Here is a 20332-nt window from a genome sequence, read left to right on the forward strand (position 1 = left end):
CCTGTAACTTACTACATAGGCAAAAAGCTAGAGGTTCCCCTAGCTTTTTACGTGTTTTAAATATCCTCTTTGCGCGATCATAAAGTAAATGGCAGAAGCTAAAATGTATGCTCCAATTACAAGCGCACCTGATTTCCACAAATCAATATAAAGCATTTTCCCTAACGTATGAAGAGCAAATCCACTATGAATGGAACCGATTAAAATTGGGATAAAGAAGATAACTCCCATTTGTCGAATCGCAATTTTGCGAATTTCTTTATCTGTCATACCGATTCTCTTTAACGATTTAAATTGAATACGATCTTGTTCTTTATCGTTAAACCATTTAAAGTATGTCATACTACAAGCGAAGAAGAAGAATAGTACCGCCACGAAGAAACCGATGAACATTGTAATCGCTCCACCTTCTCTTATATCCTTATACGCAAACACTGAATTTCTCAATTCTCCTTGCTTTTCTGGTGCAATTTCATTTTTCAAATCTAATACAAGATCTTCTGTACTTTTCCAATCCTCAATATAATAACCGTAATATTTCGTCTTTTCTTCATCTGGTACGAGTTTTGCATACTTCTCAAAATCTTGATCATTTACAACCAGATATTCACTATCATTAAAAACAGAAAATGAAGTTGGGCTATTTAACTGAACAGACTGCTTTTGTCCGTTAATTGTAAATTCATACGGTTTCGTACGGTCTATCTTCATCAGTTCATTTGCCATATCGACCATAACCATCGTTGCACTGCCTGGTGCATTATGAACTTCTGTAACTTGCTCTCTCTTTTGTTCACGCACTTCTGCATTATATTCTTTTTCTGAAATAATCGTCATCGGTACTTCATGTTCACTATTAAACAACGTTATTTTCTGTGTTGCCGGTAGTTTAACGTAGGTTACTTTTCGCGCATCTTCAAACCCATGTCTCTTCACAAGCTGCTGTACCTTTTCTTCATTAATAAGGTTATGCGTATTTAACCCCTTTTCCTCATATGAAATAGCATGTGGAGTTTTGACTACCGTTTTATAACTCATATCCTCAAAATATACGTAAAGCGTGCCAACTGCCGAGGATACAACCGCCGTAATAATAGAAATTACAAATAGAAAACGAGCATTATCTTTCATTTTATAAATAAGGTTACTAAGGACGAACATATTTGGGTACGTATAAAAAGATTGTTTTCGTTTTTGCAATGCTTTTAATACCACTGTACTTCCTTGTGTAAATAGTAAATACGTTCCGCCAATTGTCAGTCCTACAACCGGTAAAAAGAGGATGAGGAAATTCAGAAACGTTACTTGGAAGCTAAGTACATACGCAGCAATAATACATCCTATACCAACTACACATAACCATGTAAATGCAAACGGCTCTACTTTTTGCTTTCTTGCTTCTCTTAATAAATCAATAATTTGCAAGCGCCCGACTGTCCAAACACTAAACAATGATAGGATTAAAAATAGAATAAAGTATACACCAGCTGTAATAAGAATTGCTTTACTATTCCAAACGAGTGGAAGTGTCTTATCTATTTTCAATAATACGCTTAACGCTTGGAAAAATAATTTTGAACAAAGCATTCCAGCCCCAATACCAACTACAATTGCAATACTACCTAACATCAGTTGCTCTAATATAATCATTCGGCCGAGCTGCGATTTCGTTCCGCCAATTAATGTTAGTAGACCAAACTCTTTTTTTCTTGCTCGTAAAAACGTTGAATTTGCATATAAAATAAAGAGTGCCGAGAAGATGACCACAATATAATTCATCGATTCTAATCCTTTTGTGATCATCTTCCTCATACTAATATTACCGCTTACGACATCTGGATGATAAATAAAAGAAGCATACATGAAAAATACGACAATCGATAAACAACTACTTATAAGAAACGCTTTATAGTTACGCCAATTTCCTTTTACGTTATTAAGCGCGAGCTGGCGAAAGTTCATGATACTCTCCTCCTAGCATCGCAAGTACGTCCAGAATTTCTTGGAAAAAGGCTTGTTTCGTTCTTCCTTTATGTATTTCCGAGAAAATTTCTCCATCGCGTATGAAAAGGATACGTTCACAATAACTAGCCGCTACTGGATCGTGCGTAACCATTGCAATCGTTACTTTCTTTTGCTCGTGTAAATCTTGTAGAGCGCCCATTAGCGATTTCGCTGACTTCGAATCTAAGTTTCCAGTTGGCTCATCTGCTAAAATTAACGTCGGTTCATGAATGATTGCTCTCGCTGCTGCTGCACGTTGTTGTTGTCCGCCTGATACTTCGTATACTTTTTTATTTAAAATTTCTTCGATGTTTAAAAACTTCGCAATTTCCAGTACTTTCGCATCGATTTCATTTACAGGTTTTTTCGCCATTACAAGCGGTAAAATTATGTTTTCTTTAATGGATAACGTATCAAGTAAGTTAAAATCTTGGAAAATGAACCCTAAATGTGTACGGCGAAACTCCGCTAATTTTGCAGCACGCATTTGATTAATTTCTTCACCATTTACAAGCACATGACCTGAAGTTTGCTTATCAATTGTTGCTAATAAATTTAAAAGCGTCGTTTTTCCGCTTCCTGAAGGACCCATAATCCCTACAAATTCGCCTTCTTCTATTTTAAAATTTATATCGTTTAAAGCAGTCGTCGCTACTGAACCTTTTGATTGGTACACCTTCGTTAATCCTTTTACTTCAAGAACACTCATTTCTAATCCCCCTATGTGTTTTCTTCTTACATTTACTATAAGAAAAATAAGAAAAAGAAACGAGTGATTTCCCTTACAAAACGTTTTGTTATCTTACAGTTTTGTCATTTTTCTCATTAATGTATGATACTCTTCATCTTTTGCAAATTGGAACGTGAATGTTGTTCCTTCTCCTTCAGCCGATTGAACATATATTCCATGATGTAAATTATCGCAAATTTCCTTCGTAATATATAAGCCCATCCCAGTCGCTTCTCTCGTTTTACGTCCATTTATTCCCGTAAAGAATGGATCAAATATGCGCTTTACGTCTTGCTCTGGAATACCAATTCCATTGTCCTTAATATGTAATAACACCTTTTGATTTTTCTCTTCAATTTGAAATTGAATTTCTTTTTTCTCTGCCGCTGAAATTTTTGTATACTTGATTGCGTTTACAACAATTTGACCTATAGCAATACTCAGCCATTTTCTATCAGATGCAACCATACAAGTATCTTCTTCAAACATCACTTTCGGAAATACAGACGATTGAATGAAGGATTTTCGATTTTCATTAATAATACCTCGCACGACATCTATAACATTTACTACTTCTACTTTATAATCCTTCGCAAACTGCTCTAGCCTTGCCATATGTAACGCTAAATCTAAACCATTTAGTATACGGTTATTTTCTTCACGAATACTTTCAACTGTTGCTCTTGCCTCACGATGCTCCTTGCCAAACTTCTGCAACAATAATTCAATAACAGATACTGGTGTTTTCATTTGGTGAATCCATTGGTTCATAAATATCATTTGCTGTTGCTCTTTCGCATGCTGTTTATGAACTTCATTCATATATTGCTGTCTTAATAACGTAAAAGATTCAACGACCATTTCTTGCTCTAATGTATAAGATTCATCAATAAGTAAAGAGTCATATAATGTATTTCCGCCAGTAACATACTTTTTGATACTCTTTAAAAACACACTCCGTTTTCGGTAATCGTAAATGAGGTATACAGTAAACACAACTGTTCCTAATAAAAGTCCATATAACCACGTACTCCAATCAATCGATTTCTTTTCTAAAAGACTTTGCAACTGCAAAACAAGCCCAAATAAACAAAGGCTAACAATATAAGAAAGAATTAAAGAAAAGCGGTCCATAAGGTAATTTTTAACCTTCATGCCCTTCGCCCCACTCTGTAAGAAGCGCATAACCATATCCACGTTTCGTTACAATTGCATTTTTAATGCCTAGCTCTTCTAGTTTCTTCCTTACACGTTTTACATTTACGGTTAATGTATTATCATCCACAAATGCTACTTCATCCCATAGAGCTTCTAACAGCTCTTCGCGCGTTACATATTGATTTGCCTGTTTCATTAAACACTCTAATAAGTAAAACTCATTTTTTGTCAGGTCAGTTTGTTGTCCCTGCCACTCAACGATATGCTGGGACGGGAATAACAACAGTCCATTTACACCTAAACAATCACTCTCAGCAGCAGAGGCATACTCTCCATAGCCACGGCGAAGCGCACTCTTCACCTTTGCCATTACGATATCTAAATGGAATGGCTTCGTAATATAATCATCGCCGCCATTTTCAATCGCCATTACTTGATCCATTTCCCCTGTTCTTGCAGAAACAAAAATAATCGGCGCATTCGATACAGTACGAATTTGACGACACCAATAAAAACCGTCAAAGTACGGTAAATTAATATCAAGTAACACAAGATGAGGATTTATTTTTACAAACTCATCTTTTATATGACGTAAATCACTTGCTCTAAATGATTGATAGCCATACCTTTCTAAATGCTCCTCTAATATTCCCGCAATTTTCTCATCGTCTTCTACAATTAATATTTTATACATGTTCTTTTTCTCCCCATAAAAGAATTCTTCTACATTTACTCCTTTTTCCATTATAAATTGAAAATTTAATTAGTGGGGATTTTTTCCTATATAAATCCGATTTTTACGATATAAAAAAAGACTGCCGTATTTCGGCAGTCTTAATCGATAAATTCAAATTCATATTCAAGAATTTTCACAATATCTCCGTCTTTTGCACCACGTGCACGAAGCGCTTCATCAATACCCATTCCGCGCATTTGACGAGCGAAACGACGTATAGATTCATCACGTGAGAAGTCTGTCATCTTGAATGTTTTCTCGATATCGTAACCAGAGATAACAAACGTGCCATCACTTTCACGTGTAATTTCAAATTTAACACCTTCAGTATCAAATTTGTACATTACACTTGTATCAGACTCATCCGCAACTTCATGTATTGGGAATTCTGGTGTTGTTTCTATTAAGTTTGCTACTTCAAACAGTAAGTCACGAACACCTTGTCTTGTTACAGCTGAGATTGGGAAGATTTTTACTTCGTCTCCCACTTTCTCTTTAAATGCTTGTAAGTTTTCTTCTGCATCTGGCATATCCATTTTGTTTGCAACAACAACTTGTGGACGCTCAGTTAAGCGAAGATTGTATTCTTTCAATTCATTATTAATCGTTACGTAATCTTCATATGGCTCACGACCTTCTAAACCAGACATATCAATAACATGCACGATTACACGTGTACGCTCAATATGACGTAAGAATTGGTGTCCAAGTCCGACGCCAGCATGTGCGCCTTCAATTAGTCCTGGAAGGTCAGCCATAACGAAGCTGCGGTTATCACCAGTTTCAACAACACCAAGATTCGGAACGATTGTTGTGAAGTGATACTCTGCAATTTTCGGACGCGCTGATGATACAACAGATAATAATGTAGATTTACCTACACTTGGGAATCCAACAAGTCCAACGTCTGCTAGTACTTTAAGTTCTAGAATGACATCACGCTCTTGACCTGGTTCCCCGTTCTCAGCGATTTCTGGCGCTGGGTTCGTAGCTGTTGCAAAACGTGAGTTACCACGGCCACCACGGCCACCTTTTGCAATTACAGCAGTTTGTCCATGCGTTACTAAATCGGCAAGAATTTGACCAGTTTTTTCATCTTTTACTACTGTTCCTGGCGGAACCTTTACAAGTAAATCTTCAGATTTACGCCCGTGCTGACCTTTACTCATTCCGTGCTGACCGCGATCAGCTTTGAAATGACGTTGGTAGCGGAAGTCCATTAATGTACGTAAGCCTTCCTCAACTACGAAAACAACATCTGCACCTTTACCGCCGTCGCCACCTGCTGGGCCACCTTTAGGAACATACTTCTCACGACGATACGCAACCATACCGTTACCACCGTCGCCGCCTTTTACATATATCTTGACCTGATCTACAAACATTATTTCACCACACTTTTTTCAATTGGTTGTAATATAACTGAGACTTCTTCGTCTCGCACTGTATAAGAAATGGAATACCATTTATTGTTTTGGGTCGCAAGCCAATTTTGTAGTTCTTCTACACTCGTTAGCTTACCACGAAAATCAAAAAAGAAACGAGCATTCTCCGCGTCACATTCAATTGTGATACAAACATAATTTTCAACATATACGTCTAAACTATGCTGAAGCATTGAGAAAAATTGATTCGTCCATGTACATACAGTCTCATCTAAGTGAGATAAGTTATGTAATTTCCCTAATACTTCGTACTCCAATAAGCACGGCTGCTGTTTCCAATTATATGTTAAAATCCACTCTGAAAATAAAGGCATTGATAGCCCCATCAGATTGGATTCTTGTCTCGCTTCTTGGACAAAACGATCGATGAGACTATGAATTTCTTCCACTTTTCCAAGTGAAAGGTTTCCTTTCACCATCTGCATACGATTGAGCCAATCATGTCTTGAATGGCGCAATGCATCTATAATTGTCCATTTTTCATTCATTTAGATACCCCTTAATATAGAAAAACTCTAACCTGCACTCAGGTTAGAGTTTTCCGTGAGTTCTTATGCTTCTTGAGCAACAGGATATACGCTCACTTGTTTGCGGTCACGGCCAAGACGCTCAAAGCGTACTACGCCGTCAACTTTCGCGTATAAAGTGTCATCGCCACCACGACCAACGTTAACACCTGGATAAATTTTTGTACCGCGTTGACGGTAAAGAATTGAACCACCTGAAACCGTTTGACCATCTGCGCGTTTAGCACCAAGACGTTTTGACTGAGAGTCACGACCGTTCTTTGTACTACCTACACCTTTCTTAGATGCGAAAAACTGAAGATCTAATCTTAACATACGTTACACCTCCTGCACTTTTTCTATTAAACGGATATACTTTCCGTAATCAAGTTCGATCGTCTTAAGCGAAACAACCAATCCTTCTAAAAGTATCTGTGCTTTTTCTGCTGCATGAACGTCTAAATCATTAGGCAATTCATACGTTAAGAATCCGCCATCACTTCCGAGTTCAATAGTTGCCTGCACATTACAAAGTTCTTCCACTGCATTTATAGAACCAAACACAACCGCTGTAGTTCCAGCACAGACAAGGTCTTGTCCATGTGGCGCATAATCGGCATGTCCAGTCATTTTAAATGATTGGATACTTCCTAATTTCGTGCGACTTATCGTAATTTTAATCATGTTAACCAGAATTAAGCGTTGATAGCTTCAACAACTAGCTTAGTGTAAGGTTGACGATGACCTTGTTTCTTACGATTGTTCTTTTTCGCTTTGTATTTGAAAACGATGATTTTCTTAGCGCGACCTTGTTTTTCAACTTTCGCAGTAACTGTTGCACCTTCTACAACTGGGCTACCAACTTTAACGTTTTCGCCACCAACGAAAAGAACTTTGTCAAAAGTAACAGTTTCACCAGCTTCAACATCTAATTTTTCAATGTAGATTGCTTGACCAGCTTCAACTTTAATTTGTTTTCCACCTGTTTCGATAATTGCGTACATACTTGCACCTCCTCTTAATTACTAAGACTCGCCAAAAACGAGGTAGACATAAATGCCTTTAGGGAACCTGTCTTGTGCGGTTGTAGCATATAGCCGTTTAGGTGCTATAAACTATAACATAAAGATGTTACCATAATTCATTGAGTATTGTCAATGAATCTTCTACTAACTATTTTTTCCGTTCTACAATTTCTTTTTTACTTCCAAAACGGATAATAGTGTACTTTTCGATAATATCATCTTTGAAATAAATTTCAAATGGAATATTTTTTTGTAATTCTTTTTGCAAAAATTGTTTTTGCAGTTCTTTAGGCGCAGCGATTAATACTGCCTCATCCTCTATGTTGCCATATGTGATTAATTCTCTCTCTAGCTCATACGCAATTGTTTCATACGACATTACATAACCCGTCGCTTTGCAAGATACACACTCTTCTAGTAATACGTCACGTAAAGAATGTTTTTTACGTTTTCGTGTCATCTCCAAAATTCCTAACTCAGTAAATCCAAGTACTCTTGTATAAGTACGATCATCTTTCATAGCAGCTATGAGACATTCTCTTACCTTTTCTTTATCTTCTCTTTTTTTCATATTAATAAAATCAATTAATATCATACCACCAATATCACGAAGTCTTAATTGGCGTGCAATTTCTTCAGCTGCCATCTCATTTGTGCGAAGTACTGTATCTTGTAAATTTTGTTTTCCAGTAAACTTGCCCGTATTCACATCAATTACAGTCATCGTCTCCATTTGCTCTACAATTAAATAAGCACCATTTGGAAGCCACACAATTTTTTGGAGTGCTTTCTCAATTTCACGCTCTATTCCAAAATGGTTAAACATCGAAGACTTTTCATTATAAAAAGATACTTTTTCTTTTCCAACTTTGTCTTCTAATTCTTTTACTATACTTCTTGTATCTACAACTACTTTTTCAATTGTTTCAATTGGGTTCTCTTGAAATACACGATCTAAAAAGGTCGCCGGTCGATGAAGTAATAACGGCGCCTTTCCTTGATCCTCTTTTCTTTTTAACTCTTCATACAACTGTTGTAACCCTTGCATTTCAGCTTGTATTTCTTCAATTCCCCCTTTTTCAGAAGCAGAGCGGAAAATGTAACCTCCCGTTCCTTCTACTTCAATTTCAAGTAACTGTTGTCTTCTTTTATTATTTTTTATTTTCCGAGAAACAGCTCGCATCTCATCAAACGGCATATAAACGACATATTTCCCGGTAAATTCTATATTCGCTGTCAATTTAGGCCCTTTCGTATCAATTGCCTCTTTCACAACTTGTACGAGTATCGCTTGCCCTTCATGTATACGATAAGAAGCTGGTACATCATCGTATGAAAGATACGCATGTTTTTCTAAACCTATATTTACAAAAGCTGCGTTCATTCCAGCAATTGTTCTTACGATACGTCCAACATAAATATGCCCAACAATCTCTTGCTCTTCATTACGTTTCCATAAAAACTCAACAATCTTTTTCTTCTCTTCAATTGCAACGCGCTTTTCCGAACCAGCGTAATTCACATATAACGTTTTCAAAATTATTTCCTCACTTTATAATCTTCTTTGCTTTTACAATAATAAAAGGTTAGTGCTATCGTCAACACTAACCGATTAATTCTTCAACTGATGAGGTTGTTCGTTTTTCAGTAAAATATGCATAGAGCAATTCATTTTCATCCAATGTGTAATGCTCTTTATATTTTCCACGGACGATAATAGAATGCTTATATCCTCTACGAAATTTTGTGAATATCTTATATAAATGATCTTCTGATTGCACTTCAATAGGTGCAATCTTTTCAATCCCTCTTTTATTTCCATAATAACGTTCTAATAAAAAACGCATAAATGCATACCGTCTTTGTTTCCACTCTTGATATAACGACACTGCCAAAAATATGAGTAGTACCCACATCATAATATTGTTACTATTCCAGAGCAACTGCCATCCTAATATTACACCAAAAAAAACACATGACAATTTCATCATCTTTTCATGTGCTTGTAAATAAGGAAAACGATATGATAGTATATTAAACAATACTTTCCCGCCATCTAACGGCCAAATAGGGAGTAAATTAAACGCTAAAATAATTATATTATTCCACATAAAGAAATAATATAAATCTGCATTCAACCAACCGGCTTCAAACAACATATAACCTACCAGCATCATCCAAACATGTTGAATCGGCCCTGCAATTACGACAACAAGTTCCTCTTTCAATGACTTATTACCATGTTCCTCAAGCTCGGCCACGCCACCAAACGGCAAAAGCTGAATTCTTTTTATACGCCAATTATAGTGTGCTGCTGCAATAGCATGCCCAAGTTCATGAATAAGAACGATACAAAATAACAGTAGTAACTCTTTAAAACGTGCAGTAAAAATACCAATGACAATAATAACCCAAAATAATGGATGCACGGAAATTTTCGTCAAAACGTCTCTATATTTAATCAAATGATATCACCTGGATCGGATCAATAAATTTTTCATTCTTTTTTATCGCGAAATAAAACTTTCCATTTTTATCATTTGTATCATTACTCACCGTTCCAATTTTTTGTTTCTTTGAAACGTAATCATATAATTTCACTGACATATCGTTTAAGTTTGCATACCATGACTCCGTACCATCTGCATGTTGAATTTGAACTGTATTTCCAAGTTCCTCTTTCTTACCCGCAAAAACAACTAATCCTTCATTCACTGACTCAACCGTTGCATTTGTAGCTGTTTGGACAAATACACCTTGGCCATTTTTTTGAAACCCTTGCATTACCTTTCCAGAAGCGGGAATTGCATAATCTTTTTGCTGAATACTTCCTTCTTTTTTCTCGTTTGGCGAATAGAATACGAGCGGTTTTCCAAATTGCTTTTCGTACCATTTCGCTACAGTAGCAAACTGAAATTCCTCTTTCATCACTTTTTCTGTAACAGCTTTAGCTCCATTGAATGAAGAAGGAGCATTCTTATATAAAATAGCAACCGAAAGAACTAATATTGCCGATAATAAAACTTTGAAGAAAAAGACTTCCTTTCGAAATAAAGGATGCATTTCCTTTTCTCCATCTTCAATAACTACTGTTTCGCTATCAAAATTCCCTCCGGTAAAATACTGTTCTTCCTCCATCCTTTCTTGCTCGGCCTTCCTTTTTGCAATCCGCTTTTTAATTTCTTCTACGCGTCTATTCTTCATACTGTCTCCTTTCTTTCGTTAAGCTAATTTCAATAGAAACAGTTGTATACAGTTTGTACATATGTATGAGCTAAGAAAGAAAGATATTCGTGTGAAGAAAAAAGAAAGCACCTCGCATATGTGCGAAGTGCTCTTAACGGATTCCAAAGAAGTTTTTCACCTTTGCAAATACCGATACCTTTTCTTGTTCAAATGCTTGTAATGGTACATTCTCACCTAACAAGCGTCTTGCAATATTACGATAAGCCAACGCTGCTTTTCCGCTTGGTTGCAACGCCACAGGTTCACCTGTATTTGTAGCTCGAATAACTTCATCGTCATCTTCGACAACACCAAGAAGCTCAATTGACAATGTACGTACAATTTCATCAACATCTAACATATCCTGTTCATGAAGCATATGACTACGTACACGGTTAATAACAAGTTTCGGTGGTTCAATATCCTCTTTTTCTAAAAGCCCAATAATACGATCCGCATCGCGCATTGAGGATACTTCTGGAGTCGTAACAACGATTGCTTTATCCGCACCAGCTACCGCATTTTTAAATCCTTGCTCAATCCCCGCAGGACAATCGATTAATATGTAATCATAATCTTGACGTAATACTTGTATTAATTCATCCATTTGTTCAGGTGTTACCGCTGATTTATCACTCGTTTGTGCTGCAGGTAATAAATAAAGATCATCAAAACGTTTGTCTTTAATAAGAGCCTGAGGTAAACGGCAACGCCCTTCAACGACATCAACAAGATCAAATACAATACGATTTTCCAGCCCCATTACTACGTCTAAATTTCGAAGACCGATATCTGTGTCAATTAAGCACACTTTCTTTCCAGATAACGCTAGGGCCGTACCAATGTTCGCAGATGTAGTAGTTTTACCTACTCCGCCTTTTCCAGATGTAATTACTATTGCCTCTCCCACAGCTATACAATTCCCCTTTCTAACTTTGTTAAATTAGGTCTAAGATGAGTGAGAAGTTGCAGGCGATCGACAACAATGTGATTGTTCTCATTAATATACGCACATTCTGCCGCCTCCGCTCCGTCTTCTTTCTCTTCCGGAGCCCGCATTGCCACATCACTAATTCGAAGTTGCATCGGGTTCATAACAGATGCAGCGATTACAGCATCTGAATCCCCATAATACCCAGCATGTGCAATTCCTCTTAATGATCCTACGACAAAAATATTCCCCCCAGCGATAACCGTTCCGCCTGGATTAACATCTCCAATTAACAACAAATTTCCTTTTACATGTAAAACTTGTCCAGAGCGAACAATTTTGGAAATAGGGACAATTTCTGTTTCTTCTTTCCAAGCTATTGCTTCTGCTTTAGTGATAACATCACTTTCAATTGAATCCACAACAAGATTCTTTTTATTACGAATTAACGTACGAATCTCTTCTTGTTGGACTTCTGTTAAATAACGATTTCCTACTTTCACATGCACTTCAATTAAAGAGCGCCCATCACCATCGTAGTAATGTGTAGAAAGTTTTTCGTCTAATTCCATCAATAATTCTGAGAATGAACAACAATCATCTAAATGAAGCGTTATCCCATCTTTTGTCCCTTTTATCGTTACATTTTGTTGCTTTTTTTCTTCCACTAAAGTTCACCCCACCGATTCAATTCGACATAAAATTAGAAAATCCTCTTTTCTTTTTCTTCCATCGCTTTTGAAAGACGCACTATATATCGTCTCAGTGGGAAACAAACTATCAATAAGAAAATAGCATTTAACAATAAAGTAGAAAGGAGACGATCTGTGAAAAAGACATGCGCTGGCATATGAGTACGTCCTAACAAAGTTAAGAATCCATACACATAATACTCTAGTGCTACAATGCTAGCTAATATGATAGAAACAACAATAAATAAATTCAATTGTAATACTTTCATCACACTATAAACTAAATAAGCTAAAATCGGATAAGCAAAAATATATATCCCGACAAGTTCTGTGTATACGGTATCAAATAAGAAGCCAAATAATAGTCCGTAATAAATCCCTTGGACCGGACTATAATACACTGTAATAAAACATAAGACGATTATAAAGAAATGCGGTGCTGCTATACTGTCTTTCCAAAACACATCCGTTGGAACAACAGTAGCAAACATATTTTCAAATAGAAACACAAAAAGGAGCAAAAGAGGAAGAGCTGCTCTTTTTAATATCTTCATCATCTCTTCTTCTCCTCCTATTCTAATGGCGCTGAAGGTGTTGCACGTTTAGCAACCGTAATATGCTCTACGTCATTTAAATCAGCGGCAGGTTTTACATAAGCTGTTTTTGTTAAGCCATATGCATCCGGCTGAACATCAACGATTTTTCCAATTACAAGACCTTTCGGGAAAATATCACCAAGTCCAGATGTTACAACTAGTTGATCTTTTTCTACCGGTGCATCAGAGCCAATCTTTGTGAAAAGAAGTAATTGTTTTTCTTTGTCATAACCTTCAATCAAACCAAAGATTTTCTCTTGCCCTTGTACAATAGCAGAAACGCGATTTGTTCGGCTCATAGAACTTAGTAATTCTACTGATGATGTAAACTGAGATACACTTTTCACTCTTCCAACTAACCCTTGTGAAGTTACTACAGCCATATCTTTTTTAATTCCTTGCTGTGCCCCTTTATCAATTCCAATTAAATCGTACCATTTATCTGGATTACGAGAAACAACAGTAGCTGGAATTTCAGTATACCCGCTATTTAACTCTTTTTTACCAGTTAGCTCTTGTAGCTTCTTGTTATCATCTTCTAGTTGTTTTACTTTCCCTGATAGACCTGCATAATTATCTAATTTTGCTTTTAATTCTTTATTCTCTTCATACGTGCGCTTTACATCCTCTACATTTTCGAAGAATCCAGCTACGTATTTCGCTGGCTTTTGGAATACACGTTCTACAACACCGACAGTGTCTTTAACAAACTGCTCTGGCCATGTTAAACTGTTCCGTTCTTTCAATGAGATTCCAATCAATGCCACGAGAAGAATAATACTAACCAACAAAACAATTAATCTTTTGTTTAAGAAAAACTGTGGCACGTTCACACCCTCTTAATTTCACTGATTTTTATTTTGCAATATTATCGAGCAGCAGTTTTGAAAAGATCGATATTGTCTAATGCTTTACCTGTTCCAATTGCTACGCAATCTAATGGATCTTCTGCAACAAGAACTGGCATTTTCGTTTCTTCACTAATTACTTTATCTAAATTACGTAGTAATGCCCCGCCGCCTGTTAATACGATACCGCGGTCCATAATATCAGCCGCTAATTCAGGTGGCGTTTTTTCTAACGTATTTTTAACTGATTCTACAATCGCATCTACTGTATCTTTTAATGCATCTGCAATTTCTTCTGGCTGAATTAGTACTGTTTTTGGTAAACCACTTACTAAATCACGACCGCGAATTTCCATAGGCTCGATACCTTCTGGCTCGCCTGCAGAACCAATTTCTAATTTTAATGCTTCAGCTGTTCTTTCACCAATCATTAAGTTATAGCTTTTCTTAATGTACTGAATGATTGAATCGTCCATATCATCACCAGCAACACGAACTGACTGACTTGTTACAATACCACCTAAAGAAATAATTGCAACTTCTGTTGTACCACCACCGATATCAACAACCATACTACCAGTTGGTTCCCAAACAGGTAAGTTTGCACCAATTGCTGCTGCAAATGGCTCTTCGATAGGATAAGCATCACGAGCACCCGCTTGACGAGTCGCATCGATTACTGCACGTCTTTCTACAGCTGTAATACCAGATGGTACACATACCATTACATACGGCTTACGTGAGAAGAAACCGTTTGATTTTTGAGCTTGTTGAATGTAATATTTCATCATTGTTGCAGTTGTTTCATAATCAGCAATTACACCGTCTTTCATCGGGCGAAGTGCCACAACGTTCCCTGGTGTACGACCAATCATTTGTTTTGCATCGCTACCTACAGCAACGATTTGTTTCGTATCAGTTTGTAACGCAACTACTGAAGGTTCACGTAAAACTACACCTTTTCCTTTTACATATACAAGCGTGTTCGCAGTTCCTAAGTCTATTCCAAGATCGCGAGTAAATCCACCAAATCCAAACATATTATTTATCTTCCTTTCTTGTTTTCACGGACTCATTTTTTCTTACTTTATATTATAAAAACAGTACGTTTTTTATATCTTTATCCTTTTTGTAGATAAATTTCTACAAAAAACTCATAAATCACATTATAAAACAAAATAAGTAAAAAGCATAGTCTTAAATATGACCTTTTTCCTTTAAACTCACGAATTTATGGTCACCTATTATAAATAGTGATAGGTAAGAAAAAACCACGACTTTACTCGTTTGGACTTCTTTTCCCCCACTTCACACCGTACGTGAGACTTTCACCTCATACGGCGTTCCATCAACTCAATTATTTACGTTAATCCCAATTTTTCTCTAAAACCTAGAACCTTTTCCCAAATTACTTTTCCGACCATGGAATAATCTTTTGAACTGTGAATCATTTGATGGCAATGTTCATGTAGGGATGCAAGGTTAGGAACACGATTTACTTCTTCTATGGGGAGTTTTGGGTTGACATGGTGTATGTGTACATCATCCCCCTGAAGTAACTCTCCACATACTCGACATCTTCCTTTATCACGGTTAAATGCATAGGCTCGATTCATAAAGTATTCAAAGTTGTACAATTTTCCCTTATGTCCGATTTTGATAATCTTGGACCAATTCAAGCTGAGGAGCTCATCCGCTCTTACTTTAATGGGCTTTTTATTCGTTCGGTTCATATAAATTTGTCTACCCAGTTTGGTATACGGTGTCTCTTTAGGGCTTTTATTTTTAGGCTTTTTCCACCTACAAAAATCTAGCCTTGTAACACCTATTTTCAATTCGTTGTATTCAACCATTGGTATTTTGGTTTCGTACTTTTCGTGGGCTGACCGTAGATTGTCCACTCGTTTTGCAGGTATTTTATAACCTCCATGTTTTCGGAGTTTCAAATATGCCGCATAGTGGAGTTTATCAACATACTTTCCCATGTACACATTCACTTTCGTTGTACATTCGTAATATTGAATTAGCCCTCTTATTTTAGAGTTGATGAGATTAATCCAGTGAATCAGGTCGTCTTTCCTTGTTGCTTTTTTGATTTTCTTAATCGTTTTATGAATCTCATTTACCTTTTCTTTTAACCGTTGTTGATTTGGCTTACTGACGAGAATATGTCCATTTTTCGCCTTGCCCTTAATTGCCTTGATTTCAAAGCCAAGAAATTTAATTGGTCGTCTTCGTATATCTGTTATGAGCGTCTTTTCTTCTGACAATGTCAATTTCAACCGCTCTTTTAGATATTTTGTTATTTTGTACTTCCATTTCTCCGCATTCCGTTTAGAGTTCGTTATGAGTACCCAATCGTCTGCATATCTTACCAAATACGTTTCTTTTAGGCGTGTTGTTTTCCGTAACCTTTCGAACTGTTTGGATTTTTGTGCATACGGGTAGCTTGTTTTCTTATTTTCCCATTCTCTTGTTACCCATTGGTCAAATGCGTGTAGATAAGCATTTGCGAGTAGCGGAGAGATGATTCCTCCTTGAGGTGTACCAATTGGGTTCTCTTTTAATTCATCCATGATCCCAGCTTTCAGCATTGCTTTGATAATCATGAGGACACGTCTATCCCTAATTCCCATATTCCATAATTTCTTAATGAGAATCGTATGGTTAACACAATCGAAAAATTTACTAATATCTCCTTCGATAATCCAATAGTGTCCCGTGATATGAACGATGTCAGTTGTTCGAACTAATGCCATACTGGAATCTCTCATTGGTCTGAATCCATATGAATGTTGGAAAAATTGCGCCTCAAGAATTGGTTCAATAATTAAACGAACACACTCCTGTATAACTCGGTCGATAATGCTTGGTATTCCTAATGGGCGTAACTCTTTGGAATTTGGTTTTGGAATGTACTTTCTTTTAATAGGTTCTGGACGATAATTTCGAAAGTTTTCTTGTACGAGTTGTACGACTTTTGGGTAATCTTTTTGAAGAATGTCTGGTTTCATTAATTTATGGTCACTTCCAGCCGTACGACTTCCCTTATTCGCTTTAATGCGATGGATAGCCGTTAGTATCGTGGCTTCACTTGTCATCAGTTCTAATAAGTTTTTGTGTCCAGACGATTGTCCCTTTTGATTTATACTTTCGAAACTTTTATTATATAATTCGTCCTGTTTATCTCTTAATTCTTGTTCAGATTTTAGATAGTTAGATTCTTGTTCCATTGCGATTCCTCCTTATTGGGAGAATGCAAGGTTTTAATCAGGTATGCTCAAACGGCTTCCCTAACAAATTGGTTTAACTTAATAATTGGACTGACTATGCCCCTTCGCTCTATTCCCATTACAGAAACTTCGTCACTACTACGGGCTGCTGTCCCATAGATTCAATTGTCATTTCCTCCAATTTAGATGCATTGAGTTTAACTCCTCTTGTCATCATCCTCTATGGTTCCGCTGTTCCTTACGCTTTAGCTTTTCATTACCGTTTTAGCTGTCCTCTTTGACCCGTTAATCATCTTTTTGTCCACTGTTGGTAGGACGCAAGACACTATTCCATTATTGGAGTAGTATAGATTTTGCAACCACAAATACAAAACCCACGATTAAACTTCTTTTACAGAAGCGAGAAACTTCATTTCGTTTCCCTTTGCATTTACGAGCCGTACATACGAGGATTCCTGGTAAGTCAGCATGACGGTTTTATAGCCTCCCGCTTACTTTACTAACCGCTTCTCAGGTCTGTTTTTCAGCGCCTTTACCGAGCTTCGTACACAAATGTAGTTAACTATTTATGCACGTCGGAGTTTCAGAGCATCGTTACCAACATTTAACGATGAGTTGGGATTTCACCAACCTATTCAAGCGTAAAGTTCAAAGGTAAGTACCTTTGCCTAGTTTTATTGCATATTTCTACGCAGATTGTCTAGGAACAGCGCACACTATGATCAAGCACTTCAATTCCGATAATCTGACCGCATTCTACTAAGCGTTTTGTTACTTCAATATCTTCACGGCTCGGCGTGGGATCTCCTGAGGGATGGTTATGAAGACATATGATAGAGGCTGCTGCACGACGGAAGGCTTCTTTAAAAACTTCCCTTGGGTGTACAATTGACGTGTTTAAACTTCCAATAAAGATCGTTTGCCTATGTATAACTTGATTTTTTGTATTTAAATATAAACAAACAAAATGCTCTTGTTGTAAAAAGCGCATTTCTTCCATCATGTATTTCGCACAATCTTCTGGACTTCGAATACTATATCTATTTTGATATTCTAAACGTACCATTCTTCTGCCTAGCTCAAAGGCTGCCATAAGTTGCGATGCCTTTGAAATCCCAATACCATGTATACTAATTAGCTCTTCTAATGTTGCATCTTTCAACATACGTAAGCCATCAAATTGGTGTAAAATTTTATCTGACAACTTTAAAACTGTTTCTTCTTTAGAACCTGTTCTGAGTAACACTGCGAGGAGCTCTCGATTTGATAAACTTCCAGCACCTTCTGACAATAAACGCTCCCGTGGTTGTTCTTCTCTTACAACATCACGAATACCGTTCATCTCTCCACCCCTTTATTTGTTCTCTCAAAGAAAACCCCATGCAATTTTACGCATGGGTTACATCAATATCAAATTGTTTTAATTCTCGAACGAGACGTGCAATTGGTAAACCAACTACACTATAGTAGTCCCCTTGAATATGTTGAACGAAAATAGACCCTTTACCTTGAATCCCATAACTACCTGCTTTATCAAGAGGTTCTTTCGACGCGACGTATGTATCAATTTCCTCTTCTGTTAATTCCCAAAACGTAACTTCTGTACGCTCATAAAAAGTAACCGTTTTTTCTTTTGATATAATCGCAACACCTGTATACACTTCATGTGTTTTCCCAGATAGTAATTGTAACATCTCTTTCGCCTCATCCTCATTAGAAGGCTTACCAAGGATACGCGACTCATATGTAACAATTGTATCTGCACCTAACACAATGTGATCACTATTATTTTCTGCAACCGCTGATGCTTTTTGCAAGGCAAGCGACATTACAATATCAGAAGGCGATGAATATGCACCAATTGTTTCCTCTACTTCACTTAAAACGATTTCAAATGGTACGCTAGCTAACTCAAGCAATTCCTTCCTCCGAGGTGACCCTGAAGCTAAAATTATTTTTTTCATATTTTCTCCTTCCTTTCTCACATGAAGCAGAACAATTTATATCAATCGTATCAAAGGAATAGTTTGCCCACAAATGAAAGAAATATTAATTTCTCTAACTAAAAATAACACTTCTTTATTGCATACGATTATATTCCTGTCATAGAGAAAGCACTTTGCTCTAAATTCAAAAGAAAAGAAAGAAGTACATGTACTTCTTTCTTACTCATTTTATTATCCTATCATTTCACTTTCTACGAAACAATTTTTTCATACGAGAGTAAGCCATCAATAATAACTTGATTTAATTTCGCCAAAGATTCCTTATCCATTTTCCCATCTTTTACTGTTTGTACAGCTACCGACGTATACATATACAGTTTCTTTGCTTCTTCTCGCTTCATACTTTTCCCTTCTTTTTCAATCGCTTTCCATTCTTTTTCAATCACTTCTATATCTTTTGCGCTGCTTTTTCCACCAACTTGTACGCTAGAAGCATATTTTGCTAAATGAGTATATAATGGCTGCACTTTTGTTAAAAATGTTCCTACTTCTTTATCATCTTTCAGCAATGCTTTATCTGTTATATCCCAGTTCTTTTTTAAAACGGAGACACCATCATTTTTATACTTAGTCATTAATTGATTTATAGCCTGTTCATCGCTAGCAATACCAACAACTATTGCATACTTATCCCCGCTCGGTCTCAAAGCACCAATGCCCCCATTGCCTTTCCATTCTTCAAGAGCTGCCTGTCCCTTTTCTTCAGAAGAATAAAGCCCCCCTTGAACAAAGAATAATTTCATCGGATCCAATGACGTTCCTGTCTGCGCCTTTTGTTTTTCTTCTTTCGGTGCTGGTGTTTGTTCTGCCGTTCCACCCACCTTTGATTCTCCATTTCCAGTCGGCCTTGAAGCAGTTACTTCACTTCCTCCTGTTGTTCCTTGTCCAGTAAGTAAATGAAGCATCCCCATTCCAAACGTCGTACCGATAATAATTGCGGTTGCAACGATTGCAATTAATGTATTACTCCACTTCTTTCGGTATTTTTCCACAGACACTGATTTCGCTTTTTGAAACGGAACAACATTTTTAGGTCGTTCACTTTCTACTACCATCCATTCAAATTCATCTTTCTTCTTTTCCTCATACTTCGCTTCTGTTCCATTCACTTTCACTGAGATCGTTCGTGATTGCTTGTCCATACACTCACACCTCACCTCTTATCGTTGTCCGCATCATATCATATTCATTTCACAA

General features: G+C 36.9%; 21 protein-coding genes and 1 other annotated feature. All 21 genes read right to left on the reverse strand.

Features of this window, described 5'->3' with window-relative positions; all coding sequences use genetic code 11:
• Nucleotides 1-39: 39 nt before the first annotated feature.
• Complete coding sequence (locus tag ACO6VI_RS00410) at nucleotides 40-1962, reverse strand: ABC transporter permease (RefSeq protein ID WP_025117776.1); 1923 nt, start codon at nucleotides 1960-1962, stop codon at nucleotides 40-42.
• Nucleotides 1937-2713 carry an ABC transporter ATP-binding protein gene (locus tag ACO6VI_RS00415; RefSeq protein ID WP_000114525.1) on the reverse strand — a complete coding sequence of 259 codons (777 nt, stop codon included), beginning with the start codon at nucleotides 2711-2713 and terminating at the stop codon, nucleotides 1937-1939. The genes ACO6VI_RS00410 and ACO6VI_RS00415 overlap by 26 nt, the downstream gene beginning before the upstream one ends.
• Before the next feature lie 93 nt (nucleotides 2714-2806).
• Nucleotides 2807-3889, reverse strand: a complete 1083-nt coding sequence (locus ACO6VI_RS00420) for a HAMP domain-containing histidine kinase (protein WP_098451417.1) — start codon at nucleotides 3887-3889, stop codon at nucleotides 2807-2809.
• A complete protein-coding gene (locus ACO6VI_RS00425) occupies nucleotides 3879-4586 on the reverse strand; it encodes a winged helix-turn-helix domain-containing protein (protein ID WP_422422958.1) in 708 nt (235 codons plus the stop codon). The genes ACO6VI_RS00420 and ACO6VI_RS00425 overlap by 11 nt, the downstream gene beginning before the upstream one ends.
• Before the next feature lie 140 nt (nucleotides 4587-4726).
• Nucleotides 4727-6013: a GTPase ObgE gene (gene obgE, locus ACO6VI_RS00430; protein WP_000497130.1), complete on the reverse strand. Its 1287-nt coding sequence runs from the start codon at nucleotides 6011-6013 to the stop codon at nucleotides 4727-4729.
• Complete coding sequence (locus tag ACO6VI_RS00435) at nucleotides 6013-6561, reverse strand: sporulation initiation phosphotransferase B (protein WP_001003587.1); 549 nt, start codon at nucleotides 6559-6561, stop codon at nucleotides 6013-6015. Before ACO6VI_RS00435 ends, obgE begins: the two co-directional genes overlap by 1 nt.
• A 63-nt stretch (nucleotides 6562-6624) precedes the next feature.
• Nucleotides 6625-6915, reverse strand: a complete 291-nt coding sequence (gene rpmA / locus ACO6VI_RS00440) for a 50S ribosomal protein L27 (protein WP_000944957.1) — start codon at nucleotides 6913-6915, stop codon at nucleotides 6625-6627.
• 3 nt (nucleotides 6916-6918) lie between these two features.
• Entirely contained in the window at nucleotides 6919-7263 is a 345-nt protein-coding gene (locus tag ACO6VI_RS00445; RefSeq protein ID WP_002094147.1) for a ribosomal-processing cysteine protease Prp, read from the reverse strand.
• Nucleotides 7264-7274: 11 nt separating this feature from the next.
• On the reverse strand, nucleotides 7275-7583 hold the full coding sequence (gene rplU, locus ACO6VI_RS00450) for a 50S ribosomal protein L21 (RefSeq protein WP_000270907.1): 309 nt from the start codon (nucleotides 7581-7583) through the stop codon (nucleotides 7275-7277).
• Nucleotides 7584-7597: 14 nt separating this feature from the next.
• Nucleotides 7598-7675 (reverse strand) — a sequence feature (ribosomal protein L21 leader region).
• A 77-nt stretch (nucleotides 7676-7752) separates the two neighbouring features.
• Nucleotides 7753-9141 (reverse strand): Rne/Rng family ribonuclease, encoded by a 1389-nt coding sequence (locus ACO6VI_RS00455; protein WP_025117774.1) that lies wholly within the window; start codon nucleotides 9139-9141, stop codon nucleotides 7753-7755.
• A 67-nt stretch (nucleotides 9142-9208) separates the two neighbouring features.
• On the reverse strand, nucleotides 9209-10069 hold the full coding sequence (spoIVFB, locus tag ACO6VI_RS00460; RefSeq protein WP_000599064.1) for a stage IV sporulation intramembrane metalloprotease SpoIVFB: 861 nt from the start codon (nucleotides 10067-10069) through the stop codon (nucleotides 9209-9211).
• Nucleotides 10062-10808: a stage IV sporulation protein SpoIVFA gene (spoIVFA, locus tag ACO6VI_RS00465; RefSeq protein ID WP_000797475.1), complete on the reverse strand. Its 747-nt coding sequence runs from the start codon at nucleotides 10806-10808 to the stop codon at nucleotides 10062-10064. The genes spoIVFB and spoIVFA overlap by 8 nt, the downstream gene beginning before the upstream one ends.
• 133 nt (nucleotides 10809-10941) lie before the next feature.
• Nucleotides 10942-11739, reverse strand: a complete 798-nt coding sequence (minD, locus tag ACO6VI_RS00470) for a septum site-determining protein MinD (protein WP_000503309.1) — start codon at nucleotides 11737-11739, stop codon at nucleotides 10942-10944.
• 2 nt (nucleotides 11740-11741) lie between these two features.
• Nucleotides 11742-12428, reverse strand: a complete 687-nt coding sequence (gene minC, locus ACO6VI_RS00475) for a septum site-determining protein MinC (RefSeq protein ID WP_000391521.1) — start codon at nucleotides 12426-12428, stop codon at nucleotides 11742-11744.
• 35 nt (nucleotides 12429-12463) lie between these two features.
• A complete protein-coding gene (gene mreD, locus ACO6VI_RS00480) occupies nucleotides 12464-13009 on the reverse strand; it encodes a rod shape-determining protein MreD (RefSeq protein ID WP_000975765.1) in 546 nt (181 codons plus the stop codon).
• 14 nt (nucleotides 13010-13023) lie between these two features.
• On the reverse strand, nucleotides 13024-13875 hold the full coding sequence (gene mreC / locus ACO6VI_RS00485) for a rod shape-determining protein MreC (protein ID WP_001135487.1): 852 nt from the start codon (nucleotides 13873-13875) through the stop codon (nucleotides 13024-13026).
• A gap of 41 nt (nucleotides 13876-13916) precedes the next feature.
• Nucleotides 13917-14936 carry a cell shape-determining protein MreB gene (gene mreB / locus ACO6VI_RS00490; RefSeq protein WP_000466736.1) on the reverse strand — a complete coding sequence of 340 codons (1020 nt, stop codon included), beginning with the start codon at nucleotides 14934-14936 and terminating at the stop codon, nucleotides 13917-13919.
• A 321-nt stretch (nucleotides 14937-15257) separates the two neighbouring features.
• Nucleotides 15258-17129, reverse strand: a complete 1872-nt coding sequence (gene ltrA, locus ACO6VI_RS00495) for a group II intron reverse transcriptase/maturase (protein WP_061688023.1) — start codon at nucleotides 17127-17129, stop codon at nucleotides 15258-15260.
• A 700-nt stretch (nucleotides 17130-17829) separates the two neighbouring features.
• On the reverse strand, nucleotides 17830-18471 hold the full coding sequence (radC, locus tag ACO6VI_RS00500) for a RadC family protein (RefSeq protein ID WP_161520056.1): 642 nt from the start codon (nucleotides 18469-18471) through the stop codon (nucleotides 17830-17832).
• 46 nt (nucleotides 18472-18517) lie between these two features.
• On the reverse strand, nucleotides 18518-19093 hold the full coding sequence (locus ACO6VI_RS00505) for a Maf family protein (RefSeq protein ID WP_098015387.1): 576 nt from the start codon (nucleotides 19091-19093) through the stop codon (nucleotides 18518-18520).
• Nucleotides 19094-19326: 233 nt separating this feature from the next.
• On the reverse strand, nucleotides 19327-20277 hold the full coding sequence (locus tag ACO6VI_RS00510; protein ID WP_023523114.1) for a hypothetical protein: 951 nt from the start codon (nucleotides 20275-20277) through the stop codon (nucleotides 19327-19329).
• Between the last annotated feature and the right edge of the window lie 55 nt (nucleotides 20278-20332).

Origin of the sequence: Bacillus sp. PSXD-155, from assembly GCF_049310765.1 — a bacterium.
GTDB classification, from domain to species: domain Bacteria; phylum Bacillota; class Bacilli; order Bacillales; family Bacillaceae_G; genus Bacillus_A; species Bacillus_A cereus.